This window comes from Pseudohalioglobus sediminis (assembly GCF_008370495.1).
Taxonomy (GTDB): Bacteria; Pseudomonadota; Gammaproteobacteria; order Pseudomonadales; family Halieaceae; genus Halioglobus.
The window spans coordinates 163,199-181,914 of record NZ_VTUX01000003.1 but is presented as its reverse complement, the minus strand read 5'-3'; the positions used below and the strand labels follow the sequence as shown (position 1 = coordinate 181,914).

The window sequence follows — 18,716 nt, the reverse complement described above, 5'->3', positions numbered from 1 at the left end:
TCATGAGTAACGCGATAGACCGCCATTTCGCAGAGAAACTGCTGCTGACCTTCGATAACCCGGATGAGCACGGCGTTCACTTCCTGTTCAACGAATGGTGGCGGCACGCACCCGCGGCCGTAACGCAACAGTATCTCGAAGCGTTTCGTTCAGTACCGGAGGCTGAGGCGTTCCTTGCTTCGGGCTATTACGCGGACCCGCTGGATCTCGACACCCTGGCCGGTTACCGTCATGAGACCCTGGGCCACAGCTATTACCATTTCATTGTCGACAATGGCCTGGAGGCGAAGATCGCCACCAACTACCGCATGCTGCACGAACACATGGAGAGTTCCGGCGCCCTTGACGGCATGCCCGAGGAATTCAAGTACGCGATCATCCGCGGATTCCAGATTCATGACTTCATGCATCTGCTCACCGGCTATGACCCGGATGGTCCGGGCGAAATCGCCCTGCAGGCGTTCACCCTGGCGCAGATGCACTTTCCCTATATGGCGATGTGGATGAGCGTATTGACCACGCGCATGACCTTCCTCGAACCGGACAGCATCCCGACGGTAATGGACAATATCGCCGAGGGCTGGCAGTTTGGAAATCGCGCCGGGAATATCGCCTTTCTCGAGTACGAGAAGATGCTGGATCGCCCGCTGCTGGATATACGCCGCGAATACGGCATCGACCCCGCTGGAGGCGGGGCCCTGGCCGGCTAGGAGATTGTCTGCCTAACGCAGCACCCTTGCCAGGTCGCCACGGAGGATGTTTTCCGCATCCATAATCACGGCCGGCCCCGAAGGTTTGCCCACTGGTAGCGTCGCCAGGGCGCTGATGATGTGGTGTTGCGTCGGGTTTTGCCACAGCGGTGGCACACTCCACTCGATCGTATTGTGTGCGAAACGAACGCGCGTGCTCACGAACTCCTGTGGGAACACTGTCGCCTGGGACAGTTCCGCGCCGCCAGTGGGACCGGTGCGGGGGATATAGCGCCAGGCCATCCATTGCATGGTGGAGAAGGCGTCGTCGATTTCAGCGCGGCGCCGTTCCTCGGCGTCGACGATCCCGGTGAGATGCAGCTGGCAGAAAGTATGGCCTGAGAGGTGTGCCCAGGTGCGCATTGTGTCCGCGTCAAAGCGGAAATCCTCGATTTCACCGTAGATCTTGGGAATGCCAGTGCCCTCGCGGCCCGGGAGAATCGGGATCGCGTTGTTCTCCCAGACCACCAGGCAATACCAGCCCGACAGTGTGTCCTGTGCACCACGATAGGTGGCCGGCACGTTCACGGAGAGGATGTTGTAGGCTTCTCCCGCCATCCATTCCACACCGCGGTTCATCACCGCGGAGACCATTATCTGTGGGGCATCCAGTGTGAACCCGGGGGGCAGCAGCTGTGCCAGTTGCTCACCATCAGTCTCGTACCATACGGTTGCGCTCACGGTGTCGCGGTAGTGTAGCGGGTACATGCCTCCCGGTTCGCCACCGAAGTGGGCGGGCATGGCGTAGCGGTGATCGTCGGCGAATGTGGCCATCGTGTTCCTCCTGCAAGGTAGCCGGCTCGGCTGTGGCGAGCACGCTGGTGGTTTGTGTTGCTGAATCCCGTACTAGTGAAAAGAAATCTTTTCATAAATGTGTTTGCAAGTCCAGCCTGTACTCCATTTGGCATGCTCTTAATCAATTTATTTGTCGTAAAACGCTGAATAAATACTTATCAGCGCATCGCTTGGAAGGAAAACAAACGTTTTCAAGCATCGAAAAGCTTTGTATGATTCGTGACAAATCAATAATGAAACACAAGCCCATCCCGCGGAGGCAAGCATGTCTGGTTTACCCGAATTTCTCTGGTCCGTCGGTGAGGAGTCCTCGGACCCCTGGTCGGTAAAAGACGGTCAGCCTTATCGTATCGACCAGCTGGACTACAGCGGCCATATGCGCCATCAGCAGGCCGACCTGCAGAGTATCGCTGACCTGGGTGTGCGCCACGTTCGCTACGGTATGCCCTGGCGGCTCACGGAAACGCAGCCCGGGCTATACGACTGGTCGCTCTGGGACAGAGCGCTGGAAGCCTGCGAGCGCGCGGGCCTGGTACCGTTAATCGATATGCTGCACTTCGGGCAACCGGACTTCTGTCGCGGCTACGCCGACCCCGCCTGGGTCGATCATTTCGTGCGCTATGTGGAAGCGTTTCTGGCAAGGTACCCGCAGGCGCGTTACTTCACACCGGTGAACGAGCCGGCCTGGACGGCGATCACCGCAGGATACCTTGGCGCCTGGAATGACCGCCTCGCCTCGGAGCCCGATTTTGCACGCATCCTCGCCAATATCACCCTGGCGAATCTGGAAGCGCTGGCGCGCATTGATGCCGATCGCGATAACGTCTGGGTCAGCGCGGAAACGTTCAATATACCCATCGCGTTGAGCCCAGACCTGCAAGCGGAAGTTGAGCGGCGCCGTTACCTGGGTTGGCTGGTATGGGACCTGCACCTGGGCCTGGAACCGAGGGAGGAGGGTGCCGAGTTCCTGGGCGCCGTGGACCCCGAAACGCTGCAGCGTATCAAAGCACTGGCGCGCAGGGACCGATTGATAGCGGGTCACGATATCTATCCGCACAATTTCCAGTTCTTTGGCGGCGAAGCGCCCGCGTTGAGCATTCGCGAGCGCGTGGCTCTTTATGAGCGGGATGCACGCGACTGGTATCAGCGCTACCAGGTGCCTTTCTGGATATCGGAAACCTCGAACTTCGGCCTGCCCATTGCCGAACAGGAGCAGTGGCTTGACGAACTGCTCGCCGCAGTGGGGCGCATGCGCGCTGATGGTCTGCCCATGGTCGGTTTGTGCTGGTACAGCCGCGGCGACCAGTACGACTGGCAGACCCTGCTTGTCGAACCCACCGGGCAGGTTACCGAAGTCGGACTGTTTGACACGGCGCGATCGCCGCGTCCGGTGGCGAAAACCTTTGCGGATCACGTCCGCCGAGGCACACCGATCTAGTCGCCAGGCTGTTTCTATCGCGCCGGTTTCGGTGATGAATGCCTACCCTGCATGGTCTTGGTAATTCGCGGCGATAAGTGCCAGAATTGACCGCTTTGGCCAAGTGCCCCTTTTCCCATCTGCAGGAGTAGAATTTGTGAAGACCCGATTGACCGAATTGCTTGGAATTGAAACCCCGATCATCTGCGGCGGCATGATGCGCGTCGGTACCGCAGAGTTGGCAGCAGCGGCTTCCAACGCCGGTGCATTGGGCGTTATGACCGCACTGACCCAGCCGACCCCGGAAGGGCTGGTGGCTGAAATCGAGAAGTGCCGTTCCCTTACCGACAAGCCTTTCGGCGTCAACCTGACCGTGGGCGTGGTGGCCACGGAGATCAACTACGACGACTATGTCGACGCCATCATCGACTGCGGCGTGAAGATCGTGGAAACGGCGGGACGCAGCCCGGAGCCCTTCATGGAGCGCTTCAAGTCCAATGACGTCAAGGTTATCCATAAGTGCGTCGCGGTGCGCCATGCATTGAAGTCGGAGCGTATCGGCGTTGATGTGGTCAGTATCGATGGCTTCGAGTGTGCCGGTCACCCCGGTGAGCAGGACGTGGGCGGCCTGGTATTGTTTCCCGCTGCGGCACAGGCGCTCAAGATTCCTGTCGTCGCTTCAGGCGGCATAGCCGACGGCCGCGGCCTGGTGGCAGCACTGGCGCTGGGTTGTGAGGGCATCAACATGGGCAGCCGTTTCCTGGTCACCCAGGAGGCGCCAATTCATGAGGGTATCAAGCAGAAGATTGTGGAAATGGACGAGAACCAGACGCGCCTGATTTTCCGCAGCTACAAGAACACGGCCCGGGTTTATCGCAACAGTATTGCCGACGAAGTCGCCGCGATCGAGGCCGCGGGCGGCGATTTTGGTCAGGTACACCACCTGGTATCCGGTGCCAACCAGGAAAAAGCCTGGTCCACCGGTGACATCGAAGCGGGTATGGTCACCGTGGGTATGAGTGGTGGCCTGATCAACGATATACCCACCTGTGAGGAGCTGGTGCGCAATATCATGGCTGATGCCGAAGAGATAATCGGCCAGCGCCTGGCGTCGGCTATCGCCTGATACCGGGGCCGACGGGGCTGGCCATGCCAGCCGGATACCGGCGCTGAGCCGCGGCCTGTTCCAGGCCGCGGTGTTTCACTTCCCTACGCTTGCTCAGGACAAGCCGCGCACGGGCACCAGTGCCCCGTGCACTGCAGCGGCAGCCGGCGACGCCAGGAAACACATTACTTCCGCGAGGTCACGGGGCGAAACCCAGGTGCTGAAGTCGGCGTCGGGCATGCCCTCCCGGTTGGGCGGTGTATCGATGATGCTCGGCAGCACGGCGTTGACGTTGATATTGTCGCCACGCAACTCATCCGAAAGACTTTCAGTCAGTTTCATGACCGAGCCCTTGGCGCAGCAGTAGGCACTCATCGAACCCTGGCCCTGCAGGGCACCGAGGGCGCCCACATTGACGATAGCGCCGCGCTGCTGTGCCTGCATCACCGGTACCACCGCCATGGTGGTGTTGCGCAGGGTATCCACATTGAGGCGAAACATCTGCTGCCACTGCTCTGAATCCGGATCCGCGGCGCTATCGCCCATGGCAAAGCCACCGGCGATGTTCAGCAGTGCATCGATGCGCCCAAGTTGCTGTATAGCGGCCCGTGTCGCCTCGCGGTCCAGCAGGTCCAGTGCCTGGTAGTGCTGGGTGTGGGGCAGGGTATCCGCATCGCGAATGTCCAGGCCGGTGACGCGGGCGCCATAGGCAGAGGCGCGCTCGGCCGCTGCTTGCCCCAGGGTGCCGGCGGCGCCGGTTATTACCACATGTAGATCTTCGAGCATGCTGTTGTAAGCTCCCATTGTTGTGTGTGGCTGCTCATCTTACTATGTATGGCTGCCGCTGCATGTCTGCTGCGTGTTTTTTTAGCGGCCGGACCCGGGAACAACTCAAACCAAGGAGCCAACATGTTCAAGGCATTGCTTATCAATCAATCTGGGGATGATCGCTCGGTGCAGGTGGAGTCGCTGGCGCCGGACCAACTGCCGGAGGGCGAAGTACTGGTGCGCGTCGATTACTCCACCATCAACTACAAGGACGCCCTGGCGATTACCGGTGCCGCACCGGTAGTGCGCAGCTATCCGATGGTGCCGGGGATTGACCTGGCTGGCGTGGTGGAGGAAAGCAGTGATGAGCGCTGGGGGGTCGGCGACAAAGTGGTGCTTAACGGCTGGGGCGTGGGCGAGGGGCACTGGGGTGGCCTGGCGCAATATGCGCGCTTGCGCGGCGACTGGCTGGTGGCGCTGCCCGATGCCTTCGATACCCGCCAGGCCATGATCATCGGTACTGCCGGCTACACGGCCGGGCTATGCGTGGATGCGCTGGTCAACCACGGCATCGCGCCGGGGGACGGCGAAGTCCTGGTCACCGGGGCCAGCGGTGGCGTGGGCAGCATTGCTATCGCCCTGCTCAAAACCGCCGGTTACGACGTGGTCGCCTCAACCGGTAAGGCCTCCGAGGAGGCCTACCTGAAGTCACTTGGCGCCAGCAGCATTATCGATCGCGCCGAGCTGTCCGAGGCCGGCAAGCCCATGCAGCGTGAACGCTGGGCCGGCGTGGTCGACGCCGTGGGTGGCTTCACCCTGGCCAACGCCTGCGCCCAGACGCGTTACCGCGGTGCCCTGGCGGCCTGTGGCCTGGCCCAGAGTATGGACTTCCCCGCCAGTGTTGCGCCTTTCATCCTGCGCGGTGTCACGCTGTATGGCATCGATTCGGTGATGGCTCCGCTGGCGCCGCGGGAACAGGCCTGGGCCCGGCTGGCACGGGACATCAAAGCCGATACTCTGGAAGCGGTGGCGACGGATATCACGCTCGGGGAGGCGCCCGGTGTTGCGGCAGATGTCCTCGCCGGCAAGATCAAGGGGCGCCTGGTGGTGGACGTCAACGCCTGATCAGGCCAGTTCCAGGGCCACGGCGGTGGCTTCACCACCGCCGATGCAAATGCCGGCGACACCGCGGCGCAGGCCGCGCTGCTCCAATGCAGCCAGCAGGGTGACCAGTATGCGTGCCCCGGAGGCGCCGATAGGGTGACCGAGGGCGCAGGCGCCGCCGTTAACATTGATTTTGTCGTAGGGGATAGCCAGGTCGTGCATGGCGATCATGGCGACCGCGGCAAAGGCTTCGTTGACTTCGAACAAATCCACATCATCGACCCCCCAGCCCGCCGTGGTCAGCGCCTTGAGCATGGCCGGCCCCGGTGCAGTGGGGAACAGGCCTGGCTCATGGGCATGGCCGGCCGTCGCCACGACCCTGGCGCAGACCGGCAAGCCCAGCCGCTCGGCGACGCTGGCGCGGGTCAGGACCAGCGCGGCCGCGCCGTCTGAAATGGAGGAAGCGTTGGCGGCGGTAATGGTGCCGCCCTCAACGAAGGCAGGTTTCAGGGTGGGGATGCGTTCCAGTTTGGCCTTGCCCGGCTGCTCATCCACGCTTATGGTCTCCTCGCCGCTGCGCGTCTTGACCGTGACCGCCGTCACTTCCCTGTCGAAGGCGCCACTGCTGATGGCGTGGTTGGCGCGGGTCAGGCTTTCGACCGCGTAGGCGTCCTGTTCCTCGCGGGTTAAGCCGTAATTGTGCGCATTGCGCTCCGCGAATACCCCCATCGGTGTGCCTTTATCGTAAGCATCTTCGAGGCCATCGAGAAACATGGAATCCTGCATGGTGTCGTGTCCGGCACGCGCGCCGCGGCGATGCCTGGCAAGGAGGTAGGGCGCGTTGCTCATCGATTCCATGCCCCCGGCGATGATGACGTCGGCAGTTCCCGCTGCCAGTGCCTCGCAGGCCATGATCGCTGCCTGCATGCCGGATCCGCACATTTTGTTGACCGTGGTCGCCTCTACCGACGGGGGCAGCCCGGCGCCCAGCGCGGCCTGTCTGGCGGGAGCCTGCCCGAGGCCGGCGGGCAGCACGCAACCCATATAAATGCGGTTGATGTGCTGTGTATCGACGTTTGCGCGCGCCACAGCAGCGTGTACCGCGGTGGCCCCGAGTTCGGTGGCGCTCACTGTCGACAACGCGCCCAGCAGGCCACCCATGGGCGTGCGGGCATAGGAAGCGATCACGATGGGGTCGGAAGACATAGTGCGTTACCTGCTTAAAGAAATAGTTGGCGAGACAATAGCGACATGCGCTTTCTGAGTCCACAGTCAAAACTGCGGCTGGTCTTCAGGCGGCGGGCCCGGTGTGCTCAGCCCAGGCTTCGCATCCATTGAGCATGCATGTCCAGCAATTGCCGGTGATCGGCATTGGGTCCCTCGGAGCAGGCAAAACCGTGCGCCGCATCAGCAAAGTGACGATAGTCGACCTCGACTCCGTCGGCACCGAGTTTTTCGGCAAAGGCGATGCCCTCGTCGCGAAGCGGATCGAACTCGGCGGTCACCAGCAGGGTAGGGGGCATTTGCGCCAGGTTGCTCGCGCGCAGGGGGAAAACGCGCTCGTCGCCAGCCTTGCCAGCCAGGTAGGTGTCCCAGAACCATTGCATCAAGCTGCGCGTGAGTGCCTGTCCGGTAGCACGTTCCTCGTAGGAAGCGTGCGCGGCTGTGTAGTGATCCACAGCCGGATAGATCAGTGCGGCGCCGGCGACCTGCTCACGCAGGGCGCCGTCGAGCGCGAGGCAGGTGCAGGCGGCCAGGTTACCGCCGGCGCTGTCGCCGGCAATTACCAGTTTGCCGTTGCTGGGGCCGAAATCGGCAATGTGATCGGCGATCCAGCGCACGGCAGTGAGGCAGTCATCTGCTGCGGCTGGGTAGGCGTGCTCCGGGGCGAGACGGTAATCGATGGCAATGACCGTGCAGTCAGCGTGTTCACTTAGTGCCAGGCAAAACGGGTGATGCGTCTGCAAATCACCGATCACCCAGCCGCCGCCATGGAAGTATATGACCAGCGGCCGTTCAGCGCCGCCGCTGGCGTTGTAAAGACGCCCGTGAATCGGCTGCCCCGTCGCGGAGGAAATTTCCACGGCGCCCCAGTGTATGGTGCTGTGCTGGCCTTTCCAGGCCCGGGCGCTGATGATGCGGTAATAGCGGCGCAGTGCCCAGGTCTTGATCTTTTGCAGCATGATGATAAGTCTCCTTGCCGGCGGGCACGGCCGCCTATTTACCCAGCTTGTTACCGCGCGCCAGATCCATTCTGGTTTGCTGTTGGCCATAGCTGTCAAACGCACGCATGACCTCACTCATCTCGCTGTCATTCAGCAGCACCGGCCCACCGATACACAGGGTTCCCCAGTAGCAGTGCGCCTGCTCTTCCACCAGTTCAGCCAGTTTCAGTGCGCGCGACAGGTCCGCTTCGGTTGCCAGTTGACCGTGATTGGCCAGCAGACAAGCCATGGACTTATCCAGTGCCGCCAGGTTGGCGGCAGACAGCGCGCTGCTGCCAAAGGTCGCGTAATCAGCAAGCGGAATGTGATCGGTACCGGCAGCGGCAACCATGTAATGCATTGCCGGGATCGGCTTGCGTGCACAGGCGAGTATGGTGGCATACGGTGAGTGGCAATGCACGACCGCCGCCACGCCGGCTTTGTGATGATAGATATCGGCATGCATCTGCCACTCACTGGAGGGGGAAAGCTGGCCCGCATCCGGCTCGCCGGCGAGCGTCATGTGCACAATGTGCTCGGGTAGCAGGTCGTCTGCCGCGACGCCAGTGGGTGTGATCAGCATGCCGGCATCGGTGGCCACAGATACATTGCCTGAGGTGCCCTTGTTGAGCCCCTTGTTGCCGAGTGCGCGCAACGCGTCGACAACGGCCTGCCTGCCGGCATTGTCATTGCGATAGGTCGATGTCATGCGCGGTTGCCTCGCCGCAGATGGGCAGAGCATATACCCTCGCGGGAATGCGGGCAGCAACGGTTGTCAGTCATGGCCGGGCGTGTCCTTTTCCTGGGTTCCTGGAGAGCTGAGCTTACCAGAGCTCAGGGCCCAGTGGGGGCTGTCGTGATGCACTCCGAGCAGCGCTTTTGCCGACCCTGTTGGTCTATACTGACGGCTGCAATACGGGGTAACGAATCTATGAGATACCTTCTGACAGGGCTGTTGTTATGGGTCGCTGCTGCGACACTGGTACAGGCGCAGCAAACAGTGTATCGCACCGTGGACGAGAGCGGTGCGGTGAGTTTTTCTGACACGCCGCCCGAGGGGCAGCAGCCCGTCGAGACCGTGACGCTGGATGTCGCGCCGCCTGCCGACCCGGAGGTGTATGAGGAAAACCTGCAGGCGATGCGCGATACCACCGACCGCATGGCCGAGGATCGTCGCGCCAGGGAAAAACACCGCGCCGAGATGCGAGAACTGGCGGCCAGGAGTGCGGCGGCAGAACCGGCGCCACCGCAAAACCTGGTGGACCAGTATTCCACCTCCTGGTCAGGCGGCTATTACGGCGGCCATTATTACCGGCCCGGGCGCCCCCCCTGGCGCCCCGGTTATCGCCCGCCCAGCCCGGGGCATCCGATACATCGCCCCCCGGTGCGACCTGTACCCAGCGCCTCGCAGCAGAACAACTCCCAGCTGATGCGACCCATCCTGCCACGCGGTCAATGACCCCGCTCGCAGCCCGGGTACAGCGCCCGGGCCGGGTCGTGCCAGCGCAATAGATTGTTTTGGCGTTACTGACGCTGCCTATATGGCGAATCTGTTTAAACACTGGCGCATTTTCCCGGCCGCCGATGGCGCCCGCAGCTATACTTGAATACAACGTGATGCCACATGGATGTTGTGGTATGTGATGCGCTACCTGATTGGAGATGTTGAGTTCAACCCTGCTGCCAGCGAAATTATCAGCCATGGCCGGAGCACACATCTGCAACCACAGGTCAGCAGCGTGCTGGAATGCCTGGCCAGGCACCATGGCGAGGTCGTCTCTAGAGAGCAGATATTCGATGAGGCCTGGCACGGGCGCCATGCCGGTGACGAGTGCCTCACGCGTTGTATCTCCCTGTTGCGACAGCACCTGCACGACCGCGACCAACGTCACCTTATCGAGACCATTCCCAGGATCGGCTATCGCCTGACCGGCTCCGTGCAACTTTGCGACGCGCCCGGCACTCCCAGCCAGGTTGTACCTTTCTGGCGTCGTGCGCTGTCCGGACATTCACTGCGGATGTTGTTGTTCGCGGGGGCGCTGCTGGTGTGTCTGTCCGGCTGGCTGATAGCTGCCATGATCGTGTATTGAATCGGCTTTCCCTAAGCAAAGTATCCGTTATTTATCAGGTATTGATCACCCATTGATCAGGCGTGATTCAGGCCATGTCGTTATTTTCCAGCGAGCTGCCGACCCCGGGCAAAGGCCAGCAGCGCTTGCAGATGGAAACTGTATCCCGTGCAGCGGGAAAGGAGAGCGGCACATGTGTAATCAAACCGTGGTGAATACAATCAGGACGCTGGTGCTTGTTGGCGTGGTCTCCACACCGGCCTGGGCCGATGAGCAGGTCCGGATTGTCTACAAGGGAGAAGGCTCCGCCGAGGCGGTCTGCATGTCAATCGCGCGCGACAGCGTTGCCGACCTGCGCAAGGCATTTCGACAGGGCCGCACGCAGCGGCTGGAGCGCTCACACCTGCTCTATGAATGCAATCGGCTGGCCCTCGACGAGTTTGCCTTTAGCATGAACGCTGACAGTGTCAGCACCTATCTCGCGCCGATGTTTGGCAACGAGGGTCGGGTAACTGTCGAACAGGTGGGCAGTATCCAGGAGTAGGAGTGCGCAGTGAATCGCCTGTATCACTTGGTGCAGGCTGTTTGCAATGTTTCTCAGTCGGGCCCGGTGGAACTGCGCGCTGGTGCAGGGCCCAGCGCGCGATGAAGTGTCACCGGGCCTACTCGTTGTGAAGGTAGCCCCCGTCGACAATCAGGGTTTCACCGGTAATGAACGCGGCGCGATCAGATGACAGGAACAGTACCGCATCGGCAATTTCCTGCGGTTGCGCCCAGCGCTGCAGCGGCGTGCGTTGTATCACTGCCGCGTTGGCTTCGGCCATATCTTTTACCGGTGCGGTGAGTGGAGTCTCGGTGTAACCGGCGGAGACACAGTTGCTGCGAATACCCAGGCCAGCCCAGAGCTTGGCCTGTGTTTTTGCCAGTTGCACCATGCCGGCCTTGCCAGCCCCGTAGCCTGGCACCCAGGGAGCTGCCATGAAGGATGTCAGTGAGGTGATGCCAACCACGCTGGCGCCACCAGGCAGTGCGCTGGCACTGAGCATGTCCAGGCATGCCTGAGACAGGTGATGCCCGGAAAGGAGGTGCACGCGCACCATTTCCTCGAAAACCGATTCCACACTGGCGTCAGGGCCGGCGAATTTGGCGTTACCGGCATTGTTGACCAGAATGTCCAGTCCGTCGAGGCTGTCCGCTACGGCCTGGATTTCCGCGTTGTCGGTCACGCGTAACTGGCGGTAGCGGAACTGATCCAGCGCCACGTCATAAGCGTCAGCGCCAGCGCGGGTGCCAGTGATGGTGACGTGAGCGCCAGCCGTGGCGAAAGCGCGGGCGGTTGCCAGGCCGATGCCGCTGGTACCGCCGGTTACCAGTACCCGGGCATTGCTGAAGTCAAAGCTGGCAGTGCCTCTGGCAGTGGCGTGTTTGTCGCTCATGATGGTGTCCTCGTTGTGTGCGCAGGCGTGGTCTTCAAGTTGTTCCGGGTCATTGCCCGGTCTCGGCAATGGCCGGGGAAGCGTCGAAATAAAACTGGAAACGCTGGCGCAACACCTCCGGGTCTGCGCCGAAGTCGCCTTGCAGATCATAGACGACCTTGCCGTGTTTGCCGCGGGGGTGGTCCTCAATAAACTGCGCCATTTCCCGCCGCGCCACCGCGTTCAATTTCAGGCCGGCCTTGTTGTAGATTTTTTCAACCGTGCCCTGCTCGTCAGCCATAAACGCGTGAAAGGGCACATCGATGCTGCGCTCGTCCGGCAGCAGGTGGCGTGTCTCGAGGCAACGCCGCAGCAGGTGTTCAATGCGGTCTGTCCAGTAGTCGATCAGCTCATCTATCAGGATCGATTTGCGATTCATGCGCTGGCCGTAGGCAAGCATCGTCACCGTGGACTGGATTACCGAAACCGGGTCACGGTGGGTCACCACGAAACTGGCATCGGGAAATACCGCCTGCAGTTCCGGCAGGTTTTCCAGGTGCATCGGTGATTTCAGTACCCAGCGTGTGGGTGCAGTTTGCGGTTGCAGGAATTGCATGATCTTGATGACCGTCTTCATGTACACATAGTGCGGCAGCTGGTCCATGGCCAGGTAGTGGTCGCGATACCGCGGGGAGTGCGTGAACCACTCAAAGTTGTAGGAGGCGAAATTCGGCAGCATCAACTCGATCTCCTCGTTGATGTGATCCGGGTCCATGGGGTGCATGGCAGCGAGGTGGGGTACAGTCTGCTGCATCATGGCCCAGGCCTCAGCGCAGCGCTGGTAGCGGGGGTCGGTGCCATCTGCAAGCAGGCCCTCACCGGGTGTCGGTACCGGTTCGTAGCTCTCCCACAGCGGCATTGCGCGCAAGCGCGAATCCGCCGCCAGCAGGTTGACCAGGTGCGTGGTGCCGGAGCGAGGCAGGCCGACCACGATGATGGGCCGGTTAATCTCGATAGCGTGGATCTCGGGATGGCGCCGGAGAATATCCTCGATCAGCAGGCGGTTCCTGGCATAGCCCAGCAGGCGGTTTCGCAGCGAGTACCGACCGAGGCCGGTCAGCCCGGAGTCCGCATCCCACTCCGCGCAGATCAGGTCCAGGCGCTGGCGAAATTCCGGGTCGCCGAAATCCGCCAGCCCCAGCGCAGCGCTCGCCTCGTCCAGGATGCCCTGCGGATCGAAACAGGTTTCGATAGACTCACCATAGGCCAGTGCAGCCCGCTGGAAGTCGTTGTACTCCGGTCTGGCCAGGTCGGTGATGCGCAGGTCAGTCATGGCAGCGGCTCTTTTGTCAGTAGGAAAGGGGCGAGTTGTTGCCGCCCCGCAGCAGCCGGATCTGGTGTTCCAGCCAGCCCTCCAGCCAGAAATTACCAGTATGGCAGAACGCGCGCGCGTCCCGTAACAGGTGCTCGTGAACGACTATGGCCAGTTCGGTGGCGGCGGGGTGGCCGGCATCAGCCCCGAGCACGATGTCCAGCAGGTGTAACGCTTCCTCGTATTCACCCCGTGAAGCTTTTTCTCCGGCGCGCGTTACCAGTGCATCAGCGCCCGCCAGTTGGAGCAGATCGGCATAGATGGCAGTGGCGGGGACGCTGTACAGCTCAGTGGTGGATTCATGTTTGAACCATCCTGCATAGTGTTCCCAGATGGCGCGGATGCTCCAGTTCAGCTTGCCGTAACCCTGGCCTACCTCGCATTCCTGCGGCAGGGTGATGTCCTGCTGCAGCTGGTGCAGGGGTATGCCGGCGTTCATGCCCGCGACCACCGCGTCGTGCACATGGTGTATGGCGTCGCGGTAGGCAGTGATTTCCGATCTGATCACCTCGGCTCCCTCAACGGGTGCGTGATGACCATAGAGCAGCAAATCAGCGTTCAGGTCGAGCACCGTCTGTGCAGCCGCCGCGCAGGTCAGGGCATCGCGGTAACGGTCACCGCGAATGGTGACCAGGTTGGGGAAGTGGCCGAAGGGGCAGCCGAACAGGTTGCCGGTCAGCACGATGCGCTGCTGTGGCAGCCAGATCACCAGCGAGTCGTTGGTTTCGGCTCCGGGCGCGGCGATGAGTTCTATCTCCAGGCCGCCCAGTGACAGTGTGTGACGCTCGCTGAAGGTAATGTCGGGTGTCGGGCTGTCCTGCGCATTGAGGTCGGTATAGCCCGCTTCCGCGTACTGCCGGAAGGTTTCGACGAAGGCCTGCTGGAAGCGAAACGCGGAGCGTGCGGCGCGAAATGCCTGCAGACGCGCATCGTAGGCCTGGTGTTCCGCATTGCCGGCCTGTGCGATGCACCGCAGCCCGGGATTGCGCTCGCGAAAATACTGTACTCCGCCAACGTGGTCGACATGCCCCTGGGTCAATACCAGGTGGCGGATCGGTGCTTCGGAAAATTGCGCCAGGTTATGGGCGTGCACCGGTGCTTCAAAGCCCATGCCGCTGTTGACGAGAATATTGCCCGCCGGTGTTTCGATCAGGTAGACGTTGGAATTACCCTCGGACATGACGATGAAGTCGTTGATTCGCTGGCAGCGGCCAAATGCCGCTGCCTCCGGGCCCACCGGCCGTTGCCTGTAAAGTGGTTCGCGCATCTGTTGCCTTACTCCCTTGCCGGGTCGATTCAATGCTGGCAGTCCACCAGCACCTTGACCGCCTGTTCCGGTTGCCGCGCCTGTGACAGGGCCTCTTCAAACCGCGAGAGCGGAAAGCGATGGCTGATCAGCGGGCTGACGTCGATCTCCCTGCGCACCAGCATCGCGATGACTTCGTCGAACTCGTCAGGGTAGGCCATGGACGCGGTTACCTGCAGCTCTCGCAGCAGGAAGTTGGTCATGTCGAATTCCACCGGGGTAAAGTGCACCCCGACCACAACAATGCGAGCGCCTTTGCGGGCGGTAAAGGTGATCTGCCGCAGCACCTCGCCGACGCCGGTGGCCTCGATGTAGACGTCGGTTCCCGGCTGTGGGCCCAACAGTGGGTCATTGGTGACCGTGCCATGGCGCTCGCGCAGTGCGCCGGCGAGATCCCCTGTATCGGCTGCGAGCACCTCAAAGCCCATCTGCTGCGCAACCTGCAGGCGTCGCGCGGACAGGTCCACCAGCAGCACCTCGGCCGCCCCGAGGTGCCGGGCGGCGACCGCCGAGGCCAGCCCGACCGGCCCGGCGCCGAAAACAGTCACCTTGTCATCCCGGCTGATGCGTCCCTGGTGGCCGGCGTGCATGCCCACGGCCAGGGGCTCCACCAGCGCGCCGGTCTCGAAATCCAGCTCATCCGGCAGCTTCAGCAAACCTTCCGGGTCACCGGTTGCGTTACGGTACAGCACGTGACTGGCAAACGCGCCCTGCAAGCCGCCACTGCCAATGGCATTGTCGCCGCGATCGGGGTTGGCTACCACGCGATCACCCACCTGTACATGGCTGACGCGTTCTCCCGTTGCGACCACCGTGCCGGCAAATTCATGGCCCAGGGCAAAGGGGCTGGCGGCGCCCGGTATGCCGCCGAGCTTGACGTAGCTCAGATCCGAGCCGCAGATACCGCAGTTGGCGACCTCGATCAGCACATCGTCGGCACCCGGTCGGGGGCGTTCAACTGTATCCACGGCGACGCGATCCGGGGCGTGAATCCGTACCTGGGGCATAGTGTCCATGGCTGCCTGTCCTGTGTGGGCTGTTATCGTTTTCTGGCCTGAGCTGCCGATGATAGAAAGGATTGGCGGGCACCGCCACGTCCGCGGGTGCCGTGGCAGGACCTCGACAGTAAAATGACATCCGGGTTCGAAAAGGTACACTGGGCGCCGGGTAAGCAGCAGTGGAGACGGGGCGAGATGGAAACAACGACTATGGTGGGCAGGATTTGATGTCGGGGAACTGCGCTGACCCACTGTGGTTATGTCCTCTGTGCCGCGGCAGTCTGGCGCGCACTTCCGGCTCACTGCGCTGCCCGCAGGGGCACTGCTTCGATTATGCGCGCGAGGGCTATGTCAATCTGCTGCCGGTCAATCGCAAGCGCAGTCGCGAGCCGGGTGACAGTCGCGAGATGATCGATGCCCGGCGGCGCGTACATGTCGCGGACCTCTATCGCCCCCTGGTGGATGCACTGGCCAGGCTGCTGGCGGCAGAGTGCGGTGCCGCGCCTGTGCTGCTGGACCTCGGCTGTGGCGAGGGCTATTACAGCAAGTGTGTACAGCAGGCGCTGGCCCCGGCCTTGCTCTACGGCATCGACATTGCGAAACCTGCGGTCCGCCTGGCTGCAAAAACCTTTCCGGAAGGACATTTTGCCGTGGCCAGCGCATTCGCGGTGCCGCTCCCCGATGCCAGCGTAGACGCTGTCTTCTGCGTATTCGCGCCGCGCAGCGAGGCAGAACTGGCGCGCCTGGTGAAGCCCGGGGGCTGTTTTATCGAGGTGTCCCCCGGTGAACACCATCTCTGGGAACTGCGCCAGCTCATCTACGACACACCGCGCCCGCATAAGCCGCCCGAGGCGCCGGCACAGGGCTTTGCGCCATTGCAGCCTGTGCGTGTGCAGTTTGACCTGCCCCTGCGCGGCAGCCTGCTGCGGGACCTGCTGGCGATGACGCCCTACGCCCATGGCGGGCAACGCGAACACAAGTCGCAGCTGGATAACCTCGATGCCCTGGATACCCGCGCCGAATTCCTGCTCTCGGTCTATCGCCGCACCGGCTAGACCACTGTCGGCGACCGCATTGCCCGCGGGCGCGTAATCGTCTAGACTTTCGCTCGTCCTAGGGGGTGGCCAGCGTGCCTGAGATGTTGCCTGCAACAGACCCTTCGAACCTGATCCGGATAACACCGGCGTAGGGATAGGTTTCTGCCGTTGGTGCTCTGCCGCGGCCTGTCACTTTTCCACCGCTGTCCGGGTCTCTAGTGAATACATGGAGACCAAGATGAAAACCCTTTCCCGTAGTACTTTGCTTGCCATCGCCGTGGCTGCCCCCGGCGCTTATTCCGCCGAGGAATTGGAAGAGATCGTAGTGACCGCCGATTTCCGACAGACGCAATTGATGACCAGCGCCGCCAGCGTCAGCGTGCTGGGTGAACTGCAGTTTGAGGAACGTGGCGCGCAACACCTCGAGGATGTGCTCAGCGCAGCACCCAACGTGAGCTGGTCGACCGGCGCGTCTCGTAGCCGTTTTATCCAGATGCGCGGGGTAGGGGACCTGGAGCAGTATGCCGAACCCAAGTACTACCCGTCGGTGGGAGTCATCGTGGACGACCTCGAACTGGGTAGTGCAGCCAATGCGGGCATGTTGTTTGACGTGTCCCAGGTTGAGGTCCTGCGCGGGCCGCAGGGTACGCGTTTCGGGGCCAGCGCCCACGCGGGCCTGGTCAAGATCAGCAGCAAGGCGCCCACTGATGAATTCGAGGCACAGCTCAGTGGTGGGGTGGGCAACTATGGCAGCTATCGCTACGGTGGTGTCGTCAGCGGGCCCCTCGGTGAGCAGGTAAGTGGCCGTATCGCCGTGCAGCAGAACAAGGGTGACGGTTATTTGGAAAACCGTGCCCTGGGTCGCGACGACAGCAATGGTTATGATGAGGTCACTGCCCGCGGTCGGCTGCTGTGGCGGCCAAGTGATACTGCGAGCTACGACCTGGCGGTCTTCAGTTTCAATGCCGACAACGGCTACGACGCCTATTCACTGGACAATGACCGCAACAGTTGGGCCGACCAGCCCGGCGCGGACGAGCAGGACACCCTGGCCTTCACCGCGAAGGGCGCGTGGCAGCTCGGCAACAGCAGCCTGCAGGCGACGGCGACCCACCTCGATGCTGACCTGTACTACGGGTATGACGCGGACTGGGTGTCCCCCGAACTGTGCGCGCGCTTTACCTGTTCGGGCGGGTTCGATACCGCGCAGGAGATATTTGAGCGCGATCGCACGCAGGACACGCTGGAGGTGCGCTGGCTCGGGGGCGGTGAGACCCTCGATCGCGGCGACCTGCGCTATGTCGCCGGGCTGTATGCCAACCGTAACGATGAGGACCTCGATTACGCCTACCCCAGTGCGTGGTTCGGCCTGTATGAAAGCAGCAGTCGCTACCAGACCGAGCGCTACGCCCTGTACGGCGAGCTGGAGTACGGCCTCAGTGACCGCCTCAGCGTTAGCGGCGGCGTGCGCGTTGAACGTTTCGAGGATGACTATCGCGACAGCAATGGGGTCGCCCACGACAACAGTGATGATCTCTACAACGGTGAGCTGAGCCTGCAGTACGACCTCAGCGACAACAGCTTCCTGTACGCCACACTGGCCCTGGCCAGCAAGCCCGGCGGTGTCAATGTGGCGGCGAGCTCGCAGTTTGCCTTTATGAGCCCCGAGTTCCAGGGCTTTATGCAGGGCAACCTGCGTTTCGACAGCGAATCCCTGTTCAACCGGGAAGTCGGCTACAAGACCCGCCAGTTTGACGGTCGCCTGGCATTGCGCACGGCCCTGTTCTACACCACGCGCGATGCCGCCCAGCTGGAGAGCTGGATGTGGGACGAGTCCGCCGGACTCTGGATCGGCTACCTGGACAGTGGCTCCGACGCCACGGCCTATGGCCTGGAGCTGGAGAGCAGTTTTGACCTGACCGCTTCAGTGCAGCTGTTTGCGAATCTCGGCTGGCTGGAAACAGAAGTGGATGAGATAAACACCTATGATCTCGACGCAGGTGACTTCGTCAGCAAGCGTGATCGCGAGCAAAGCAAATCACCGGGCTACCAGTACAGTGTGGGTGTGCGCGCCCGGTTCCCGGCCGGCTTTTCCGGCGCTATCGAGGCGGAGGGGCGCGATGAAAGCTACTTTGGTTATTACCATGACGGCAAACTGGACAGCTACGACCTGTTCAATGCCAACCTGACCTGGAGCAACGGCGACATCACGGTCAACCTGTGGGGACGTAACCTCAGCGACGAGGACTACGCTACCCACGGCCTGTATTTCGGCGCCGATCCGCGCGATGACTTCGGCGCCTGGAGCAACCAGAGCTATTACCAGTTGGGCGCGCCGCGCACTTACGGCCTGGACGTGTCCTGGTGGTTATAAGCC

The 18,716-nt window shown here is 62.0% G+C and carries 18 protein-coding genes and 1 riboswitch; of the genes, 9 read left to right on the top strand and 9 right to left on the bottom strand.

From position 1 onward, the window contains the following. Nucleotides 1-2: 2 nt before the first annotated feature. The gene (locus tag F0M18_RS07445) at nt 3-710 is read left to right on the top strand and encodes a Coq4 family protein (protein ID WP_149610790.1); all 708 of its coding nucleotides are present in this window, start codon (nt 3-5) and stop codon (nt 708-710) included. 12 nt (nt 711-722) lie between these two features. Here F0M18_RS07445 and F0M18_RS07440 read toward each other — a convergent pair whose 3' ends face one another. Beyond that, entirely contained in the window at nt 723-1,523 is an 801-nt protein-coding gene (locus F0M18_RS07440) for an acetoacetate decarboxylase family protein (protein ID WP_149610789.1), read from the bottom strand. A gap of 286 nt (nt 1,524-1,809) precedes the next feature. Here F0M18_RS07440 and F0M18_RS07435 point away from each other — a divergent pair, with 286 nt between their 5' ends. Continuing rightward, on the top strand, nt 1,810-2,982 hold the full coding sequence (locus tag F0M18_RS07435) for a family 1 glycosylhydrolase (RefSeq protein WP_149610788.1): 1,173 nt from the start codon (nt 1,810-1,812) through the stop codon (nt 2,980-2,982). Between the two features lie 136 nt (nt 2,983-3,118). Further along, a complete protein-coding gene (locus F0M18_RS07430; RefSeq protein ID WP_149610787.1) occupies nt 3,119-4,087 on the top strand; it encodes an NAD(P)H-dependent flavin oxidoreductase in 969 nt (322 codons plus the stop codon). 93 nt (nt 4,088-4,180) lie between these two features. Here the strand turns inward: F0M18_RS07430 and F0M18_RS07425 are convergent, their stop codons facing one another. Then, nucleotides 4,181-4,852, bottom strand: coding sequence for an SDR family NAD(P)-dependent oxidoreductase (locus F0M18_RS07425; protein WP_149610786.1), 672 nt, complete (start codon nt 4,850-4,852; stop codon nt 4,181-4,183). Between the two features lie 123 nt (nt 4,853-4,975). On the opposite strand from F0M18_RS07425, the gene acuI reads away from it, so the two are divergent. Beyond that, nucleotides 4,976-5,959 (top strand): acrylyl-CoA reductase (NADPH), encoded by a 984-nt coding sequence (acuI, locus tag F0M18_RS07420; protein WP_149610785.1) that lies wholly within the window; start codon nt 4,976-4,978, stop codon nt 5,957-5,959. On the opposite strand, the gene F0M18_RS07415 is transcribed toward acuI, so the two are convergent. From F0M18_RS07415 to F0M18_RS07405, 3 genes are all read right to left on the bottom strand, one after another. Further along, the gene (locus F0M18_RS07415) at nt 5,960-7,144 is read right to left on the bottom strand and encodes a thiolase family protein (RefSeq protein WP_149610784.1); all 1,185 of its coding nucleotides are present in this window, start codon (nt 7,142-7,144) and stop codon (nt 5,960-5,962) included. A 107-nt stretch (nt 7,145-7,251) separates the two neighbouring features. Then, a complete protein-coding gene (locus F0M18_RS07410) occupies nt 7,252-8,121 on the bottom strand; it encodes an alpha/beta hydrolase (protein WP_149610783.1) in 870 nt (289 codons plus the stop codon). Between the two features lie 34 nt (nt 8,122-8,155). Continuing rightward, nucleotides 8,156-8,851 carry a class II aldolase/adducin family protein gene (locus F0M18_RS07405; protein WP_149610782.1) on the bottom strand — a complete coding sequence of 232 codons (696 nt, stop codon included), beginning with the start codon at nt 8,849-8,851 and terminating at the stop codon, nt 8,156-8,158. Nucleotides 8,852-9,073: 222 nt separating this feature from the next. Between F0M18_RS07405 and F0M18_RS07400 the strand changes: the two genes are divergently transcribed. The 3 genes from F0M18_RS07400 to F0M18_RS07390 all read left to right on the top strand — a co-directional run bounded on the left by F0M18_RS07400 (nt 9,074) and on the right by F0M18_RS07390 (nt 10,755). Next, the gene (locus F0M18_RS07400) at nt 9,074-9,601 is read left to right on the top strand and encodes a DUF4124 domain-containing protein (protein WP_149610781.1); all 528 of its coding nucleotides are present in this window, start codon (nt 9,074-9,076) and stop codon (nt 9,599-9,601) included. 184 nt (nt 9,602-9,785) lie between these two features. Next, a complete protein-coding gene (locus F0M18_RS07395; protein WP_188109631.1) occupies nt 9,786-10,232 on the top strand; it encodes a winged helix-turn-helix domain-containing protein in 447 nt (148 codons plus the stop codon). 172 nt (nt 10,233-10,404) lie between these two features. Further along, nucleotides 10,405-10,755: a DUF3718 domain-containing protein gene (locus tag F0M18_RS07390; protein WP_149610779.1), complete on the top strand. Its 351-nt coding sequence runs from the start codon at nt 10,405-10,407 to the stop codon at nt 10,753-10,755. Between the two features lie 118 nt (nt 10,756-10,873). Here the strand turns inward: F0M18_RS07390 and F0M18_RS07385 are convergent, their stop codons facing one another. From F0M18_RS07385 to F0M18_RS07370, 4 genes are read right to left on the bottom strand one after another with little or no spacing between them, the layout of a single operon-like run. Continuing rightward, nucleotides 10,874-11,647 carry an SDR family NAD(P)-dependent oxidoreductase gene (locus F0M18_RS07385; RefSeq protein ID WP_188109630.1) on the bottom strand — a complete coding sequence of 258 codons (774 nt, stop codon included), beginning with the start codon at nt 11,645-11,647 and terminating at the stop codon, nt 10,874-10,876. A gap of 49 nt (nt 11,648-11,696) precedes the next feature. Continuing rightward, nucleotides 11,697-12,959, bottom strand: a complete 1,263-nt coding sequence (locus F0M18_RS07380) for a sulfotransferase family protein (protein ID WP_149610777.1) — start codon at nt 12,957-12,959, stop codon at nt 11,697-11,699. A gap of 16 nt (nt 12,960-12,975) precedes the next feature. Then, complete coding sequence (locus F0M18_RS07375) at nt 12,976-14,265, bottom strand: MBL fold metallo-hydrolase (RefSeq protein WP_149610776.1); 1,290 nt, start codon at nt 14,263-14,265, stop codon at nt 12,976-12,978. Between the two features lie 29 nt (nt 14,266-14,294). Then, complete coding sequence (locus tag F0M18_RS07370; RefSeq protein WP_149610775.1) at nt 14,295-15,320, bottom strand: zinc-dependent alcohol dehydrogenase; 1,026 nt, start codon at nt 15,318-15,320, stop codon at nt 14,295-14,297. 161 nt (nt 15,321-15,481) lie between these two features. Here F0M18_RS07370 and F0M18_RS07365 point away from each other — a divergent pair, with 161 nt between their 5' ends. Further along, nucleotides 15,482-16,357, top strand: a complete 876-nt coding sequence (locus F0M18_RS07365; protein ID WP_188109629.1) for a putative RNA methyltransferase — start codon at nt 15,482-15,484, stop codon at nt 16,355-16,357. Nucleotides 16,358-16,408: 51 nt separating this feature from the next. After that, nucleotides 16,409-16,511: riboswitch (TPP riboswitch) on the top strand. Between the two features lie 66 nt (nt 16,512-16,577). Then, nucleotides 16,578-18,713 (top strand): TonB-dependent receptor, encoded by a 2,136-nt coding sequence (locus F0M18_RS07360; protein WP_188109628.1) that lies wholly within the window; start codon nt 16,578-16,580, stop codon nt 18,711-18,713. The last annotated feature ends 3 nt before the right edge of the window (nt 18,714-18,716 follow it).